Consider the following 16,776-nt stretch of genomic DNA (forward strand, 5'->3'; position numbering starts at 1 on the left):
TTACTATTAGGGCTAATTTCAGCCGATGACGGAGGTGGGGTGGCTAATCTCATTACATGGTTAGAAACTCACCAAGCCTTGTCAGGATGGGCACAGTTTGCTGGCGCCATAATTGCCTTAGCGATAACCTACTTCACCGCCTTCGCGCCACATTGGCAAAGGCGTAAGCAGTTGAAAAATGCAGCAGGTCGCCTTTTACAAAACAGTTACGAGGTTATCGAGAGCTACCATCGGACATCAGCCAACTTCTTGCCTACCGCCCTATCAGTGCGCGCTGCGGGATTGAGCATGATCTCGGTCGCAAGCGAAATAGACCGATTTCCTATATTTGAACTTAGAAACCAGGGACCCCGCTCGGCTGCCCGCAATTTGGTCGCTTCGGGAAGCTCTCTCAAATTACTGAACCTTTTTCTCGAATCGATAGCCATAGATTTGGTCGGCCGAGAGGGAACGCCAGAAGAACGAGAACATATTAGAGCCTTAGTTTTTGGTCAGCTCAAACTAATTGAGGATCTGATTACGGGTAAGGAATTACAACGACCAGTATGGCCCGTTCAATAGTATATCGCCAATTTTCGTATTTTTATGAGAATAAAAGCATTATCCTAAACATCGATAGAGGCCCGAGATTTTACTACAATTCAACATCGTATTGATCGCCGACCACTATCCACAGGAACGCTCTGATGACTGACCTGCAAACCATCCTCACAGCCCAGCGTGATGCGTTCATGGCCGAGCTTCCCGTCACCAAGACGGTCCGCCTCGACCGGCTCAAGCGCGCGGCGGCGATGGTGCGGGATAATGCTGCGGCGTTCTGCGACGCGGTATCGGAGGATTTCGGGCACCGTAGCCGCGAGCAGACGATGATCACCGATATCGGCGCCTCGCTCGCGCCGATCGCGCATGCCGCCAAGCATCTCGATCGGTGGATGCGGCGGGAGCGGCGCGCGGTCCAGTTTCCACTCGGACTGCTCGGGGCGAGGGCGTGGGTCGAATACCAGCCAAAGGGTGTCATCGGCATCATCGCTCCGTGGAATTTCCCGGTTAACCTCCTGATGGCGCCGCTCGCAGGCGTGCTCGCCGCGGGCAATCGCGCGATGGCGAAGACCAGTGAGTACACGCCCGCGACGGCCGCGCTGTTCGAGGACGTCGTGCCGAAATATTTCGCGCAGGACGAATTCGCCGTCATCTCGGGCGGTGCGGATGTCGGGAAGGCGTTTGCCGCATTGCCGTTCGACCATCTGATCTTCACCGGCGCGACTGCGATCGGTCGCCACATCCTTCACGCCGCCGCCGATAACCTGACGCCGGTCACGCTCGAACTCGGCGGCAAGTCGCCCGTCATTCTTGGCGCCTCGGCGGATATCGCGCGGGCGACCGAACGCGTGGCGCTCGGCAAGATGATGAACGCGGGACAGATCTGCCTCGCACCCGATTACCTGCTCGTGCCCTCCGCAAACGAGGCGCAGGTCGTCGACGGCATCAAGGCGGCAGCCAGCGCGATGTACCCCACCCTGCTCGCCAACGCAGACTACACGTCGGTCGTGAACGATCGCCACCACCAGCGCCTCACCGACTGGATCGCCGACGCCCGTGCAAAGGGCGCAACGGTCGAGGTCGTGAACCCCGCCAATGAGGATTTCGGCGCTGCCAACTCGCGGAAAATGCCGCTCCACATCGTCCGCGACGCGACCGACGACATGATCGTCATGCAGGAAGAGATCTTCGGCCCGGTGCTGCCGATCCGCCGCTACGACGGCATCGACGACGCGATCGCGCAGGTGAACCGCCGCGATCGGCCGCTCGCGCTCTATTATTTCGGCACCGACGACACCGAGCGCCGTCGGGTGATGGACCGGACGATCTCGGGCGGCGTGACGCTCGACGACGTGATCTTCCACGTCTCGATGGAGGACCTCCCGTTCGGCGGCAGCGGACCGTCGGGGATGGGCGCGTATCACGGGATCGACGGCTTCCGTACGTTCAGCCATGCGCGGGCGGTCTACAAGCAGTCGAAGTTGGACGTCGCCAAGATTGCCGGGCTCAAGGCGCCTTATGGTGCGGCGGCGGCGAAGACGATCGCGCGTATGATGCGGGGGTGATGGCTATCGTGACTGGCACACGTGCCCTCACCCTTCCCACGGCAAAGTAGCCGCGGGCCCCTTCCCTCTCCCCGTTGAGAGAGGGAGGTCGGTCGTCCCGTTGAGCGAGGCATTCGGGTCACTACCGTAACAATATCGCCGACCGTCTCGAATTCGTCTTCGATCTGTCGCCGACGCGTCACGTCGATCGGCAAAGGGCCGCTGAGCGCCGTCGCGCTTCAGGGGACATCATGCAGACCATATCGTCGCTTTTCGCCGGTGTCGCACTCGCGGCGCTCGCCACGCCTGCCGCGTTTGCCCAGGCCGCACCGGAAACCCCGGTAGCTGCGCCGGCAGAAGTCCAAGCCGATCCGGCATCCGAGACGTCGTCCGACATCGTCGTGCTCGGCTTCGGGCAGAGCCGCCAGGTGCAGAGCGTCAGCGCCGTCGACCTCGCACGCCTCACCCCCGGTTCGAGCCCACTGAAGGCGATCGAGAAGCTTCCTGGCGTCAATTTCCAGGCGTCCGACCCGTTCGGCGCGTATGAATGGGCGGTCCGCATCTCGCTGCGCGGGTTCAACCAGAACCAGCTCGGCTTCACGCTCGACGGCGTGCCGCTCGGCGACATGAGCTACGGCAACGTCAACGGCCTGCACATCAGCCGCGCGATCATCTCCGAGAACGTCGCCCGCACCGAAGTCGCACAGGGCGCGGGCGCGCTCGGCACCGCCTCGACTAGCAACCTCGGCGGCACGATCCAGTTCTTCAGCGACAAGCCCCGCGATACCGCCAACGTCACCGGCGGCGGCACCTATGGCTCGGACAACACGTACCGCGGCTATGCGCGTATCGACAGCGGCGATCTTGGTGGCGGGCTGAAGGGCTATCTGAGCTATGGCTACCTCACCACCGACAAGTGGAAAGGCGACGGCGTCCAGCGCCAGCATCAGGCGAACGGCAAGATCGTCAAGGACCTCGGCGCGTTCGGCAGCCTGTCCGCGTTCGTGAACTTCTCCGATCGTCGCGAGCAGGATTACCAGGATCTCAGCTACGACATCATCCGTCGTCGCGGCCTGCGCAACGACAACATTGCCGACAACTATCCGCTCGCGCTCCAGATCGCGAAGACCTACCAGAACCAGGGTTCGCTCGCGACGTATACGAAGGCGAACAACGGGTCGTCGGTCGGCTTCGTCGCGCCATGGGCCGGCACCGGCACGACCTTCCCGACCGGGTTCGGCACGGTCGACGATGCGTATTTCGATGCAGGTGGCGTCCGGCGGGATTACCTCGGCGGCGTCACGCTCGACGCTAACCTGACGCCCGAGCTGACGATGACCACGACCGGTTACTATCACAACAACAAGGGTCAGGGGTCGTGGATCACGCCCTATTCGCCGACCCCGGCCGGCGCACTGAACCAGGACGGCAGCGCGATCACCGCGCCGAGCCCACTCGGCTTCCGCACGACGGAATACAGCATCAAGCGCGGCGGAGCGCTCAGCAACATCGCCTATGAGACCGGCGCGAACACCTTCGAGATCGGTGGCTGGCTCGAGACCAACACCTTCACCCAGGCGCGGCGCTTCTACGGCATGACCGACAGCGCAGAGCCCAACCGCGACGTGCTGAAATTCCAGAAGAATTCCTACGCGACGCAGTGGGACGGCAAATACGGCACCGACACGATGCAGTATCATGTCGAGGACACGCTGAAACTCATCAACGACCGCTTGATCGTCAACGCCGGGTGGAAGGGCGCGTATGTCGTCAACAGCGCGACGATGCTGCCCGATACGAGCTCGCCGCTCTCGGTCGGCCGTATCTCCGCCAAGGACTGGTTCCAGCCTCAGGCCGGCATATTGTTCAAGCTGACCCCGGCGGCGGAAGTGTTCGCGGACTATACCGAGAACATGCGTGCGTTCGTCTCGTCGGCGACCACCGGGCCGTTCGCGGCGACGCAGGCCGGCTTCAACGCCGTCCGCGGGCGCCTCAAGCCCGAGCGCTCGAAGACCGCTGAGGGCGGCGTCCGTTTGCACAGCGGGCCGTTCCAGGCTTCGGCAGTCGGCTATTATGTCGACTTCTCGAACCGCCTGCTCGCCTTTGCGAACGGCGTCGGCATTCTCGGCAACGCACCGACGCTCAACAACGCGGGCAGCGTGCGCACTTACGGCGCCGAAGTCTCCGCCAACTACCGCGTGTTCCGGCCGCTCTCGCTGTTCGCCAGCTATTCCTACACCAACGCGGAATATCAGGACACGGTCACCGACGCGTCCGGTTCGGTCCAGGTCCGCAAGGGCGACACCGTCGTCGATACCCCCAAGCACATGGTCAAGGGCGAGATCGTCCTCGAACAGTCGGGCTTCACCGGCCGGGTCGGCGCGGATTACATGAGCAAGCGCTACTTCACCTATCTCAACGACCAGTCGGTGCCGAGCCGCGTGCTGGTCGACGCCAGCATCGGCTACCGCTTCGAAGGCGATGGCGCGCTGCACGGCGTCGCGATCGAAGGCAACGTCACCAACCTTACCAACAAGAAGTATATTTCGACGATCGGGTCGAATGGTTTCGCCGCCAGCGGTGACAACCAGACGTTGCTCGCCGGCGCGCCACGGCAGTTCTTCGTGTCGTTGAAGAAGGGCTTCTAAAACCCGGAAGGAAATCGGGCCGGGCGGTATCCGCCCGGTCCGATCTCACTCTACCGCGCGCAGCTTCGGGCGGCCCGGCGGCGACTGACGCAGCAGTTCGTCGACCCGCGCGGCGAGATCGGTCTGGCGGAACGGCTTCGACAAACGGGTGACCCCCTCGGGCACGTCCTCGCCCGCCGCAGCATAGCCAGTCACCAGCAACGCCGGGATGCGGTTGCCCGACGACCAGAGTTCGGTGATGAGCTGCCCACCTGTCATGCCCGGCATAAGATAATCGCTGACGAGTATGTCCGCATCCACGCCGGATCGGATGGCCGACAGCGCCTGGCTGGCGGAGGGGACCTCGACTACGACATAGCCGATGTCGCGCAGCATGTCGGCGGTCGCGGCGCGTACAAGGTCCTCGTCGTCGACCAGCAACACCTTGGCCGCACGCCGCGCGATGACCGGCTCCGCGGTGTTCTCGACCGTCTCGGTCGCCGCTTCCTCGGTTGCCGGCAGCCAGAGCTCGACGGTCGTGCCGGAACCCGGTTCGCTCGTCAGGCGGAGCGTGCCGCCCGACTGCGCGGCGAGCCCGTGGACCATCGAGAGCCCCAGCCCGGTGCCCTTGCCGACCCCCTTGGTAGAGAAGAACGGCTCGGTCGCGCGGGCGAGCGTGGCGCGGTCCATGCCAACGCCGGTATCGATCGCAGCGATCCGTACGTAGCGATCCGGGGCAAGGCCGACCATGTTGCGATCGTCGACGACGACCTCACTGACGGTCAGCGTCAGTTTGCCACCGCCAGGCATGGCGTCGCGCGCGTTGATCGCCAGATTGAGCAATGCGAGTTCGAGCTGGTTGGGATCGACGCGCGCCGAGGACAAATGCCCCGGAATCTCAAGCGTCACTGCGATCGACGGCCCGAGCGAGCGCCGCATCAGGTCGACCAATCCGTCGATCAGCGCGCCGATATCGACGGCGCGCGGCTGGAGAGCCTGCCGCCGGGCGAACGCCAACAGCCGCTGGGTCAACGTTGCCGCCCGCTCCGCCGCCTGCAACGCGCCGCCGATCATCCGCTGCGTACGCTCGTCGTCCTTGTGCCGCCGGCGGAGCAGGTCGAGGCTGCCGACGATCGGCGTCAGCAGATTGTTGAAATCGTGCGCGACGCCGCCAGTCAGCTGGCCGATCGCGTCCATCTTCTGCGCCTGCGCGAGTTGCGCGTCGGCCTCCTTGCGATCGGTGACGTCGGAGACCACGCCGGTCATTCGCGCCGCCTTGCCGGCATCGTCATACTGGACGCGCCCCTTGGCGACGAGCCACCGCGAAGCGCCGTCGGCCGCATCGATGCGATATTCGACGTCGATCACGCCGGTTCGCGTCGCCTCGGTCATCGCGCGCGTGACGATACCGCGTTGCTTCACGTCGATATGGCTAAGGAAGGTTTCCATCGTCCAGTCGGGCCGACCCTCCGGATAGCCATAGATCGCGTCGTGCCGCAGCGTACGCCGGGATTCGCCGGTCGTCAGGTCGATGTCCCAGCTTCCCATGCCGGCGGCTTCGAGCGCGATCTCCAAGCTTTCGCGCGCGGTTCGCAACTCGCTGGTGCGGTCGAGCACCGCGCGTTCGAGCGTCACTGCGACGTCGCGCAACTCATATTGCCGCCGCCGCGCCGTCAGCGCCGACCGGATCGCGCCTAGCATCGCCTCCGCATGCAGAGGCCGTTCCAGCAGCAGGACGTTGCCGAGATCGGTAAGCCGCTGCGTCGCGCGCGCCGTCCGCGGCGTCCGCGTACCGTTTGCCAGCACGACGAACTGGATATCCGCCCAATTGGGTTGCGCCGCGACCCATTCCGCCAGCGGGACGACTTCTTCGGTCGCGAGTGCTTCCTCGGTCAGCATCACCGCGCCCGCGCCCTTGGCGAGTTCGGCGATCAGGTCCATCTGGTCGCGGCACACGTAAGCGACGATGTCATTCCGCCCGAGCAGGTCCGACGCGATTGCCGCATCGCGCCCACGGGGCGCCAGGATCAGGACGCGATCGTCCATGTCAGACGCGCGAGTCCTGCATCCCCATTCGGCTGGCCATCAACGTCTTTCCTTCGCCCGAGAATGTCGGAACACCCGTCAGCACGCCCTGGAATTCGCGAAGGGGCTCGCCGACCAGCAATCCGTTGCTACCGATCTGAAACTCCCGGATCGTGCGTTCGTGCCGTGCGGTGCGCGTCTTGATCACCGAAATCGCCTGCCGCACCTCGCCATGCGCCTCGAAATAGCGGAGCTGGACGATCGTATCGGACAGATAGCTGAGGTCGACGTCGGATCGAACGTCGCCGGTAATCCCGTGCAGGCCGAGGATCAGCAGGCTGACGATCCCCTTCTGGCCGAGATACGTCAGCATCTCGTGCATCTGCAGGATCAGGAACTGTTCGTTCGGCATCGCCTGGAGGTAGGCGTTTAGGCTGTCAATCACGACGATCTTCGCGCCGTGTTGTTCGACCGCAGCCCGCACCGCCCCAGAGAACTCGCCCGGCGACATTTCGGCGGGATCGATCGCCCGCAACTCGAGCTGCCCGTTCTCGACGAACGGCATCAGGTCCATGCCGAGCGACGCACTACGCTTCAGCAACGTCGGCAATCGCTCGTCGAACAGGAAATACGCAGCCCGCTCGCCACGTTTCAACGCTGCGATCATCGACTGCACCGATGCCGTCGTCTTCCCGACACCGGCCGGCCCAGTCAGCAACGTCGCGGTGCCGGGAATGAGGCCACCGCCCAGCAGCGTGTCGAGCTCGGTCGACCCGGTCGACACGGCATCGTCCGAATATTTCATGACGTGTTCGGACGCGATCAGGCGTGGATACACGCAAAGCCCGCCACGTTCGATCTCGAAGTCGTGATAGCCACCGCGATACCGCACGCCGCGCATCTTCACGACATGCATGCGACGACGTTGCGCACCGAATCCCGACAAGGTTTGTTCGAGCGAAATCACACCGTGCGCGATGCTGTGCAACTGGAGATCACTGCCCGAGCCGCTCTTGTCGTCGAGGAACAGCACGGTACAGGCGCGCGTCGAGAAGAAGTGCTTGAGCGCGAGAATCTGGCGACGATAGCGGATCGGGCTTTGCGCGAGCAGGCGCAGTTCGGACAGGCTGTCGATCACCACGCGCTTCGGCCGAAGCTCGTCGACCTTCGCCATCACGTCGCGGATCGTCTCGCCGAGTTCGACTTCGCTCGGATGCAGCAACGTCTGTTCATGGTCTTCGCCGAGGCCATCGGCCGGCACCATCTCGAACAGCGTCAGCGGGTCCAGCGACCAGCCATGCGTCTGCGCCACCGCGCGCAACTCGACTTCGGTCTCGGCCAGCGTGATATACAGACCCGCCTCGCCGACCGAAGCGCCGGCGAGCAGGAAGCCGAGTCCGAGCGTCGTCTTGCCCGTGCCGGGCGTACCCTCGACGAGGTACATCCGGTCCGGTGTCAGCCCCCCATTGAGAATGTCGTCGAGCCCGTCGATACCGGTTCGTGCGAGCGCCGGTAGTTGTCCGTTCAGTGCCAAGTGGCAGTCCTTCCTGTGATCGTACCGCGCGTGGTGCGACCATATGTGCCGACCCTAGGTTATAACCGGCGTATCGCATAGTCTTACGGTCGTGACAGTCCGAGGAACTTAATGTCGCTCAAGCACTCGTTTCCGCCAATTTTCGATTTTGAAGCGCGTGTTCTGGTTCTGGGCAGCCTGCCGGGCGACCGGTCGCTTGCCGCGCAGCGCTATTATGCGCATCCGCAGAACCAGTTCTGGCAGCTGATGTCGCCGGTCGTCGGCTGCGATCTCGTTACGCTCGACTATGAGGATCGGCTGGCGGCGTTGCGGGCGAGCGGCGTGGCGCTGTGGGACGTGATCGGGTCGGCGCGGCGGAGTGGAAGCAACGACGCGGCGATCCTCGACGCCGAAGGCAACGACATCGTCGCGCTCATCGGCCAACTACCGAAGCTTCGCGCCGTCGCCTTCAACGGCGGTACCGCGCTCAAGCAGGGCCTGAAGCTGCTCGGATCAAACTATGCTGGACCGAGCGTCGTCGCGCTTCCCTCCAGCAGCCCGCTGCACACGATCGGCGTCGCGGCAAAGCAGCCCGCCTGGAACCAGCTCGCCGCGTTCCTCCTCGACCGGACGTGATCGCGCGCCTACGCCTGCGTCCATGACCCAGCTCTATGACCTCACCGTCCCCGCCTTTCGCCGCGGTTTCGCCAGTCTTTCGGCGATCCTGAAATCGGGCGAAGCCTATGCACAGGAGCACGGCATCGCCGAGGCGGACATGCTCGGCACGCGACTGATCGCCGACATGGCGCCACTGACCGCGCAGATCCAGCGCGCCAGCGATACGGCGAAGGGCGCGATGGTCCGGCTTGGCGGCGTCCCGACGATCGCGATGGCCGACGACGAGACGAGTTTCGCAGCGCTCCAGCAGCGCATCGTCGCAACGCTCGCGTTCCTTGATGGCGTGCCGCGCGACGCGATCGACGGCAAGGAAGATGCTGTCGTCACGATCGTCACGCCCAGCCGGACGTTGGACTTTACGGGACAGAGCTATGTGCTCGGGTTCGTGCTGCCCAACTTCTATTTCCACATCACGACCGCCTACGCGCTGTTGCGGATGCGCGGCGTACCGATCGGCAAGATGGACTATCTCGGCCGGTAGCAGCCCGCCAATTGGTCGATAACCGCCTGTAGCGAGGCGGGTAAATGATGCTGGCGGAGAACTTCGCGCTGCGGCAAGGGCAAGCGATGTCGATCGAAACGCTCATCGCCCAATACGGCCTCGCCGCGATATTCCTGGGTGCGGGGCTCGAAGGCGAAACCGCGGTTGTGACCGGCGGCGTGCTGGCGCACCAGCATTTGCTGCCGCTCTGGGGCAGCGCCGCTGCGGCAGTCGCGGGATCGTTCGCCGCGGACCAGCTCTTCTTCCTCACCGGGCGCCGCTACCGCGACACCGCCCGCGTCCGAAAGATCGCCGCCAAGCCGGCCTTCGCCAAGGCACTCGATACGCTGGAACGTCACCCGACGGTCTTCATCCTCGGCTTTCGCTTTCTCTACGGCCTGCGGACGATCAGTCCCATTGCGATCGGCACGTCGCATGTCCCCGCACGCACGTTCATGTTGCTCAACGCGATCTCCGCGGTGGTCTGGGGCGTGATGTTCACCGGCATCGGCTATCTGTTCGGGGATACGCTGCTCGACGCGGTCCACAGTATCATGCCGAAGCACAAGTTGGCCGGCGTTGCGATCCTCGCCGTCGTTGTTGCGGTGGTGATGACCGCGATCCGTTATTGGCGCGGACGTCGATCCAACGCGGTACCGAAGACCAGCTGACTAATAGCGAATACTCGAGAATACGGCCCCTGTCAGATGCCGGCAGGCCGCGAACTTTTCCAGAGCTCGCGCTCAAAAATGGTGGCCCAGCAGAAGGGCTCCACTGGACCACTAGGTTCCGTCTAGGGAGCTTCACTTCGCCTTGACGTTACCCCGTTGTAATACCCACTTATCAAATAGGAATAGAGTTATTCACTATCCTCGGTGAGTAGAGTATAAAGTGCGCCGAAATGCATCGGCTTTAAAACGTACTTCGATCGATCAGAAATACAAAAGGCGACGACTTCCCCAGAACGGAAAGTACGTCGCCTTTCGAGTCTTCGAACAGATGGGTCGATTGCCGAACCAAGCCACCTGTTACAATTTCAGGTCGTTGATCAGAGCGCGTTGCCGCTCGAATTCGAATCGACCGAGTTCTCGAGATCGGCCGAGTTGCTCGTCTCGATACCATCGACAGCGGAAAGATTCGCGTCCGACTCTTCGACGACCGTGTTCGACTGAATGTCGGTAACGTTCTCGGTCGCTGCGGGCTTCGTGCAGGCGGCGAGGCCAAGTGCCAGGACTACAATGATTGGCACGATCGTGATCTTCTTCATCGAATGGTCTCCGTGATGACTAGTGCAGAATTACGATCGCAATGCGCAAAATCGATCCTGGAACCGAAAGCTACCCAGCGATGCGGTCGAACGCAATACCCTATCGTACCACTATGATTTAATCACCAGCTCAGGCCGGCGCGTGCGTAGACGTAGCGGCCGTTGAACCCGAACGGCGAGTAATACGGATAGCCGATCACACCGGTCGGGTTGTTCGCGATGCTCGTCGCGTCGGGATAGACGTCGAACAGGTTGCTGACGCCGAGCCCGATCTGTGCGCCCTTCTTCGCCTGGTAGCGGAGTTCGAGATCGGTGATCAGGTGCTTGCCGCTGTGCACGTCGCCGGCCGGGGTCGTGCCGGGTTGAGTCACGTCGCCATAATAGGTGACGCGGGCGAGCGCCCCGAGCTGGTCGAGCGACCAGTCGATCGAGCCGGTGACCTTCTCGCCCGGCGTACCGTTCTCCAACGATTCGATGCGGTTGCGGGCGAACAGCGTCGGTGCGGGGTTGAGCGTCGAGGTCGATGTCGGCACGCGGGTGACGTTCACGTCGTTGACGTTGCCGGCGATCGTCAGGTCGAACGTCCCGGCAGCATCGGTCGGCAGCCGGTAATGCGCCACGGCGTCGATGCCCTTTGTGGTCGAGGCGATGCCGTTGACGAAGAACCGCGCTGCCGTTGCCCCTGATCCTGCGAGCAAGTTGAGGATCTGCGCATTGACCGCGGCAGATTGGGTCGACGACGTGGTGATGTTCTCCGAAAGACCGATCTGATTGCGGATGCGGATGTGGTACGCATCGACGGTCAGGTCGAACCCGCCGAAGCGAATGACGGTACCGACCGAAAAATTGGTCGACTTCTCAGGCTCGAGAGGAAGGCCTCCGAGCCTAGCCGCAATGGGGCTTACCGATGGGTAGGTTCCGGTCTGAACTGGGTTTCCGTTTTGAATGACGGTTGCGACCGACGTGAAATACTGTTGCTGCAGAGCCGGCGCGCGGAAGCCTGTCGATGCCGTTCCACGCAATGCAAACCAGCGCGCGAAGTCATAGCGCGCGGAGACCTTACCGGTGCCGGTCGAGCCGAAATCGGAATAATCCTCACCGCGTCCGGCGAGCCCGAGCAGCAACTTGTCCGTCACCTGCGCCTCTACGTCGAGATAGACGCTGCCGTTGCGACGGCTCCGCTCGATCGCGTTGTCCGGCGAGAAACCGCCAAAGCCCTGCGCGCCTGGGGGTGCGGTCGGCAGTGCGCCGGTCACTGTCCCAGCGGCGGGATAGCCATAGGATGCGAGTTCGCCGGACTGGATCTTGAACCCTTCGCGGCGCCCTTCGAGCCCGAACGCGACGTTGACGCCCTGCAACACGTCGAACTTGCGATCAACATCAAGCCCGACGATGTACTGGTCATAGATCAGCGCGCCGTCGGAGAAGTCGCGCTGCGTGGTGCGGCCATAGGCATAGTTCGCGGAATCCAGCGTGCGGAACCCGATCTTGTTGCGGCCATAGCTTGCGTTCAGGTCGACGTTCCAGTCGGCGACCACGCCTTTGATGCCGATCGCCGAGTTTATGTCGCGCGACTTGGTATTGATCAGCGGCAAGAAACCATCGGAAAGTCCTGCCAAGGTCAGTCGGTCGACGGCGACTTGGTCCGACGCGAGCGGCAACCGTGGGAAAGCCGCGCTGCGCGTGTCGCGGTCCTGATAGCCGAGCCAGCCGTACAGCTTCCACGTGCCGGTCAGCGTCGTGCCGGCGTTGGCGAAGATGCTGTATTGCTCGACCTTCGGATCGCCGAAGAGGCCGGTCACACGACCCGGCGTCCCAGGGATTTTGACCAGCGCGCGCGTGTCGAAGTCAGCGCGGTTGGTCGCCTGGCGATCCAGATACTCGCCCGAAACGGTCAGGAAGCCGTCCTCGCCAAAGCCGATGCCCTGCCAGCCGGACACGGTCAGCGCATGCTCGCCATTCGTGCTGCGGCTGCCGCGCGCGGTGTCGATATCGGTGTTGTAGATGCCGTAGTTGACGGTCATGCCGCCGCCCGACCGGGCTTCGCGCAGCCGCAGGTTGACGACACCGGCGATCGCATCAGAGCCATATTGTGCGGACGCCCCGTCGCGCAGCACTTCGATACGGTCGAGCGCCACTGTCGGGATCGTGTTCAGGTCGACCGCAGCCGAGCCGCGCCCGACCGACCCACCGACGTTCAGCAGTGCCGCGGTATGGCCGCGCACGCCGTTGACCAGCACCAGCGTCTGGTCGGGCGACAGGCCGCGCAACGTCGCCGGGCGGATCGCGTCGGTGCCATCGACCGCCGACGGCCGTGGGAAATCGATCGAGGGGGCGATCGCCGACAGCGCCGCGCCCAGTTCGGTCGTCCCCTGGCGCTGGATCGCGGCCGAACTCAGCACGTCGACCGGCGACGCGCTGTCGAGACGCGACCGACCGACCGCGCGTGTGCCCGTGACGATGATATCGTCTCCCATATCGGGCGCCGCAGCAGGGTCGGCGCTAGGCGCGGTCGCGGTTTGCGCGGGCACGTCCTGCGCATGGGCTACCTGCGCGCTGGCGAAGGCGAGGGTCGAGGCGGCGAGCGTCAACGCGGTACGATAAGCAGTCATGATAGTGTCCCTGTTAGTGGATCGCTCTGCGACGATCTCCGTGCGAACCAAACGAGCGGTCGCAGTCATCGGTCCCGATAGGTCCCAAGCGACTGGCCGATAAGTGAAAAGAATGCGCGGCTGGATGCGCTGGCTGCAACGTCCCATTCGGGATGCCATTGCACCGCGAGCACGTCGCCGCCGCACGGGCGCGCCGAGAACGCCTCGACCAGCCCGTCCGAAACCGCATGCGCCTCGACGCTGAGGCCCTTCCCCAACCGATCGATACCCTGCCGGTGGACCGACGTGACCGAGATGCTGCGCTCGGCGATCGCGGCCGCGAGCATCCCGCCCGATCGCAGTCTAACGTCGTGGACATGGTCGAACAGCGTCTCGTACGCGGTCGCGTCGTCGGTCGACCGGTGATGGCCATCGTCCAGCGCATCGGTCAGCGTGCCGCCGAACAGCACGTTCAGCTCCTGCAACCCGCGGCAGATACCGAACACCGGCCGCCCCGCCTCGATCATCCGGCCCGCAAGTTCGAGCGCCACCGCATCACGGTCCAGATCGAGAGCGTCGTCGGCCGCGTCCGACTTGCCGTAGCGTGCCCCCGCGACGTTCGACCGCGACCCGGTCAACAACAACCCGTCGAGCCGCGATGCCAGTGCGCGCGTGTCCATCGCATCCGCCACCGCCGGCACCAGCAGGACGGTCGCGCCGGCATAGCGCACCAACGGCTCGACGAAGCGGGTAGCGACCGCCTGGATCGGCCGATCGACCACTTCGTTGCAGCACAACACCCCGATCACGGGCTTGGGCGGCCCGTCCTCCCGACGACAGCAGGCAAAGCGCATCATGCGGCTCGACCCCGCAGCGTCTCGTGCAACTGGTCGGCGGCATCGCCTGCCAGGATCACCGCGGTCGGTTGCGCGACGACACTCCCCGCAGGCACATCCTCCAGCAGCCAGACATTGCCGCCGATCGTCGCGCCCTGCCCGATCGTCACGCGGCCGAGGATCGTCGCGCCGGCATAGATCACCACGTCGTCCTCGACGATCGGATGCCGCGCGAGCCGTTCGCGCGCTGACACGTCGGTCACGCCGAGCGGACTGCGCGCGCCGAGCGTGACGTGCTGGTAGATCTGTACGCGGTCGCCGATGATCGCGGTCTCGCCGATCACGACGCCGGTGCCGTGATCGATGAAAAAGCTGCGGCCGATCGTCGCGCCGGGGTGGATGTCGATGCCGGTTCGGTTGTTGGCGAGTTCGGAGATGATCCGCGCGACGATCGGCGCGCCGAGCCCGTAGAGTGCGTGCGCGATCCGGTGGAACAGGATCGCGACGATGCCGGGGTAGCAGATCAGGATCTCGTCCGCGCTTCGGGCCGCCGGATCGCCGAGAAACGCGGCGCGGACGTCGTCGTCGACCAGTTCGCGGATCGGTCCGAGTTCCGCACAGAACAGGCCGATGATCATGCTCGCATGGCTGACGTCGAACGACAGCACCGCCTCTTCCTGCCAATAGGCGAACTCGCGTTCGACCTGCCGTTGCAGCCGTTCCAGCGCCTGTCGCAGCCGCGTCTCGACGAACGCATCCTCGCGATCGACCGGTCCGGCGAACATGCCGAGCCGCCCGGGAAACAGCGCCGCGACGAGATCGTCGAGCGCGCGGCCGGTCTCGTCCAGCGACGGGAAGCGCGCGACGCTATGCCGGCCGTCCTGTTCCTGCCGCCAAGCACCACGCGCGCTGCGCAGTTCGTCGATCGTCGTGGAGAGGTCGATCGGGTCGGATGCTGATGACACGGCGTTGTCCTTCATGTCAGCGGAGCGTGGGATAGCCGGCCCGGACGGCCTCGGCTTCCAGCGTCGATATTGGGGTCAGCGCGTCTGGCTCGGCGGGTATGATCCCGGCAAGAAACAGGGTCTCGCGCACCGCCGCCAGATCGGGATCGGCGGCGACATGATCGAGCGCGCTTCGCAATGCCGCCACCGTCTCGGCGTCGGTCCCGGCCGCGGTCACGAAGGGCAGGCTCGGCGATGCGGGGCTCGGTGCGACGATCTTGAAGCCCGCAACCAAAGCCGGCTCGAACCGCGCGATCGCCGCATAGGTCACGCGGTCGATCGCCGCGAGATCCGCCTTGCCCGCCGCGACCGCGACGATGCTGGCCCGATGCGCGCCGGTTTCGATCACCTCGGCAAAGAACGCCCCCTGCCCCGCAAACGGCGCTACCGTCGCGCGGAACAGGTTCATGCCCGTGTTCGACTGGCGGTCGTTGATGGCCGCGCGGCTACCGCGAAACGTCGCGACCGAACCGCGGGGATCGTCCGCTCTCGCCACGATCACGCTGCCACTTTCTTGCTCGGCATAGATCGGGAACGCGATCACGCGCAGATCCAGCGTCGGACCGGCTATCAACGGATAGCCACAGGCCTGGCCGAACAGCAACGCCGGATCGCACCAGATCGCATGGACGTCGCGCGTTCGATCGAGCCGATCGGGTACATCCGCGACACCGCGCTCACGCAGGACGGCAGCGATCGCCGACCACAGCCGGTCGTTCGCATCATGCTGCGCGGGGTGATCGTACATCCCGAGCGAGGCGATCCGGCCCGTCAAGACACGGGCTCGCGGTGGAGGGGGTGGACCATGTCGTCATGCGCGCTGAATGCGAACCGCCGGACGATCTCGCCATACCCCTGATAGATCGGCGCCCCCGCCTCCGCGAACCGCGCTCGGTTACGGCGATGGTACGCTGGCAGGTCGTACCAGGCGAGCGACGGCCGCTCGTGATGTGCGGCATGCAAATTGTTGTTGAGATACAGCAGCCCGAGCAGCCCGCCATGCTCGACGCTGGCGGCACGACCGGGGCTCACGAGATCGGCGCGGTGCTCGGCGTAGGAGCGCACCATGGTCAGCGCCATGCCCGGATAAACGAAGCAGAGCACGTAACGGACGACGCCAAGACCGACATGGTCGAGCCACCAGAGCACCAGCGCGACCGCGACGAGGTGTGGCGCCCAGTCGCGCGCTACGCACGCCGGTTCGCGCGCCAGTCGGCGGGACTCTTGCAGGAAGAGCCGGCCGACCGAGATCGCAGGTCCGAAGACCATCTGACCGAGAAGCGTGGATTGAAGCCGGCCGAGGACTGCGGCGAAACCACGCGCCTGCACGCGGTAGCGGGACTCTGGGTCATGCCGAGGATCGGTGATGACCTCCGCGCGGTGATGCGCGACATGGCTGCGGCGATAAAGGCGATAGGGCAGCCACAACGACAGCGGCGCAAACCCGATCGCGTCGTTGATCCATCGGATCCGCGTGGGATGCCCGTGAATGACCTCGTGCTGCAGCGATCCCTGCCAGGCGAGCAACCACCCGCCGATCAGCACCAGCAACGGCGTCGAAATGACCGTATGCCACGCCGTCGCGACCATCCATCCGCCGTACACAATACCTGCCAGAAGGACGGTCGGCCATCCTACCGTCGAACTCGAAGCCTCTCGCTGCATTCCCA

General features: G+C 64.3%; 14 protein-coding genes. 6 read left to right on the forward strand and 8 right to left on the reverse strand.

Features of this window, described 5'->3' with window-relative positions; translation table 11 throughout:
- Window positions 1-39: 39 nt before the first annotated feature.
- The 3 genes from C8J39_RS10020 (at window position 40) to C8J39_RS10030 (ending at window position 4,732) form a co-directional block, all read left to right on the forward strand.
- Window positions 40-561: a hypothetical protein gene (locus C8J39_RS10020; protein ID WP_120300288.1), complete on the forward strand. Its 522-nt coding sequence runs from the start codon at window positions 40-42 to the stop codon at window positions 559-561.
- Window positions 562-686: 125 nt separating this feature from the next.
- Window positions 687-2,105, forward strand: coding sequence for a coniferyl aldehyde dehydrogenase (locus tag C8J39_RS10025; RefSeq protein ID WP_120300289.1), 1,419 nt, complete (start codon window positions 687-689; stop codon window positions 2,103-2,105).
- Window positions 2,106-2,335: 230 nt separating this feature from the next.
- Window positions 2,336-4,732 carry a TonB-dependent receptor gene (locus C8J39_RS10030; RefSeq protein ID WP_120300290.1) on the forward strand — a complete coding sequence of 799 codons (2,397 nt, stop codon included), beginning with the start codon at window positions 2,336-2,338 and terminating at the stop codon, window positions 4,730-4,732.
- A 45-nt stretch (window positions 4,733-4,777) separates the two neighbouring features.
- On the opposite strand, the gene C8J39_RS10035 is transcribed toward C8J39_RS10030, so the two are convergent.
- Together C8J39_RS10035 and C8J39_RS10040 are read right to left on the reverse strand one after the other, a co-directional pair.
- On the reverse strand, window positions 4,778-6,757 hold the full coding sequence (locus tag C8J39_RS10035) for a hybrid sensor histidine kinase/response regulator (RefSeq protein WP_120300291.1): 1,980 nt from the start codon (window positions 6,755-6,757) through the stop codon (window positions 4,778-4,780).
- A gap of 1 nt (window position 6,758) precedes the next feature.
- Window positions 6,759-8,270 (reverse strand): ATPase domain-containing protein, encoded by a 1,512-nt coding sequence (locus tag C8J39_RS10040; protein ID WP_120300292.1) that lies wholly within the window; start codon window positions 8,268-8,270, stop codon window positions 6,759-6,761.
- Between the two features lie 111 nt (window positions 8,271-8,381).
- On the opposite strand from C8J39_RS10040, the gene C8J39_RS10045 reads away from it, so the two are divergent.
- Genes C8J39_RS10045 through C8J39_RS10055 form a run of 3 tightly spaced genes read left to right on the forward strand, consistent with a single transcriptional unit; the run spans window position 8,382 to window position 10,079 of the window.
- Complete coding sequence (locus tag C8J39_RS10045) at window positions 8,382-8,885, forward strand: DNA-deoxyinosine glycosylase (RefSeq protein ID WP_120300293.1); 504 nt, start codon at window positions 8,382-8,384, stop codon at window positions 8,883-8,885.
- 22 nt (window positions 8,886-8,907) lie between these two features.
- Window positions 8,908-9,408, forward strand: a complete 501-nt coding sequence (locus tag C8J39_RS10050) for a DUF1993 family protein (protein ID WP_120300294.1) — start codon at window positions 8,908-8,910, stop codon at window positions 9,406-9,408.
- 44 nt (window positions 9,409-9,452) lie between these two features.
- Window positions 9,453-10,079, forward strand: a complete 627-nt coding sequence (locus tag C8J39_RS10055) for a DedA family protein (protein ID WP_243649855.1) — start codon at window positions 9,453-9,455, stop codon at window positions 10,077-10,079.
- Window positions 10,080-10,456: 377 nt separating this feature from the next.
- On the opposite strand, the gene C8J39_RS10060 is transcribed toward C8J39_RS10055, so the two are convergent.
- The 6 genes from C8J39_RS10060 to C8J39_RS10085 all read right to left on the reverse strand — a co-directional run bounded on the left by C8J39_RS10060 (window position 10,457) and on the right by C8J39_RS10085 (window position 16,771).
- Entirely contained in the window at window positions 10,457-10,675 is a 219-nt protein-coding gene (locus C8J39_RS10060) for a hypothetical protein (protein WP_120300295.1), read from the reverse strand.
- Window positions 10,676-10,797: 122 nt separating this feature from the next.
- Window positions 10,798-13,287: a TonB-dependent siderophore receptor gene (locus C8J39_RS10065; protein ID WP_165895174.1), complete on the reverse strand. Its 2,490-nt coding sequence runs from the start codon at window positions 13,285-13,287 to the stop codon at window positions 10,798-10,800.
- 65 nt (window positions 13,288-13,352) lie between these two features.
- Window positions 13,353-14,123: a gamma-glutamyl-gamma-aminobutyrate hydrolase family protein gene (locus tag C8J39_RS10070; RefSeq protein WP_183037971.1), complete on the reverse strand. Its 771-nt coding sequence runs from the start codon at window positions 14,121-14,123 to the stop codon at window positions 13,353-13,355.
- A complete protein-coding gene (epsC, locus tag C8J39_RS10075; RefSeq protein WP_120300296.1) occupies window positions 14,120-15,082 on the reverse strand; it encodes a serine O-acetyltransferase EpsC in 963 nt (320 codons plus the stop codon). Before epsC ends, C8J39_RS10070 begins: the two co-directional genes overlap by 4 nt.
- 1 nt (window position 15,083) lies before the next feature.
- The gene (locus tag C8J39_RS10080; protein ID WP_120300297.1) at window positions 15,084-15,881 is read right to left on the reverse strand and encodes a phosphate/phosphite/phosphonate ABC transporter substrate-binding protein; all 798 of its coding nucleotides are present in this window, start codon (window positions 15,879-15,881) and stop codon (window positions 15,084-15,086) included.
- Entirely contained in the window at window positions 15,878-16,771 is an 894-nt protein-coding gene (locus C8J39_RS10085; RefSeq protein ID WP_120300298.1) for a fatty acid desaturase, read from the reverse strand. Before C8J39_RS10085 ends, C8J39_RS10080 begins: the two co-directional genes overlap by 4 nt.
- Between the last annotated feature and the right edge of the window lie 5 nt (window positions 16,772-16,776).

Source organism: Sphingomonas sp. PP-CC-1A-547, from assembly GCF_003610375.1.
Taxonomy (GTDB): Bacteria; Pseudomonadota; Alphaproteobacteria; order Sphingomonadales; family Sphingomonadaceae; genus Sphingomonas.

Coding starts and splice junctions, on each gene's coding strand:
- C8J39_RS10055 (WP_243649855.1), top strand. CDS start 9,453: ATGATGCTGGCGGAGAACTTCGCGCTGCGGCAAGGGCAAGCGATGTCG.
- C8J39_RS10085 (WP_120300298.1), bottom strand. CDS start 16,771: ATGCAGCGAGAGGCTTCGAGTTCGACGGTAGGATGGCCGACCGTCCTT.
- C8J39_RS10065 (WP_165895174.1), bottom strand. CDS start 13,287: ATGACTGCTTATCGTACCGCGTTGACGCTCGCCGCCTCGACCCTCGCC.
- C8J39_RS10060 (WP_120300295.1), bottom strand. CDS start 10,675: ATGAAGAAGATCACGATCGTGCCAATCATTGTAGTCCTGGCACTTGGC.
- C8J39_RS10025 (WP_120300289.1), top strand. CDS start 687: ATGACTGACCTGCAAACCATCCTCACAGCCCAGCGTGATGCGTTCATG.
- C8J39_RS10045 (WP_120300293.1), top strand. CDS start 8,382: ATGTCGCTCAAGCACTCGTTTCCGCCAATTTTCGATTTTGAAGCGCGT.
- C8J39_RS10035 (WP_120300291.1), bottom strand. CDS start 6,757: ATGGACGATCGCGTCCTGATCCTGGCGCCCCGTGGGCGCGATGCGGCA.
- C8J39_RS10030 (WP_120300290.1), top strand. CDS start 2,336: ATGCAGACCATATCGTCGCTTTTCGCCGGTGTCGCACTCGCGGCGCTC.
- C8J39_RS10070 (WP_183037971.1), bottom strand. CDS start 14,123: ATGATGCGCTTTGCCTGCTGTCGTCGGGAGGACGGGCCGCCCAAGCCC.
- C8J39_RS10050 (WP_120300294.1), top strand. CDS start 8,908: ATGACCCAGCTCTATGACCTCACCGTCCCCGCCTTTCGCCGCGGTTTC.
- epsC (WP_120300296.1), bottom strand. CDS start 15,082: ATGAAGGACAACGCCGTGTCATCAGCATCCGACCCGATCGACCTCTCC.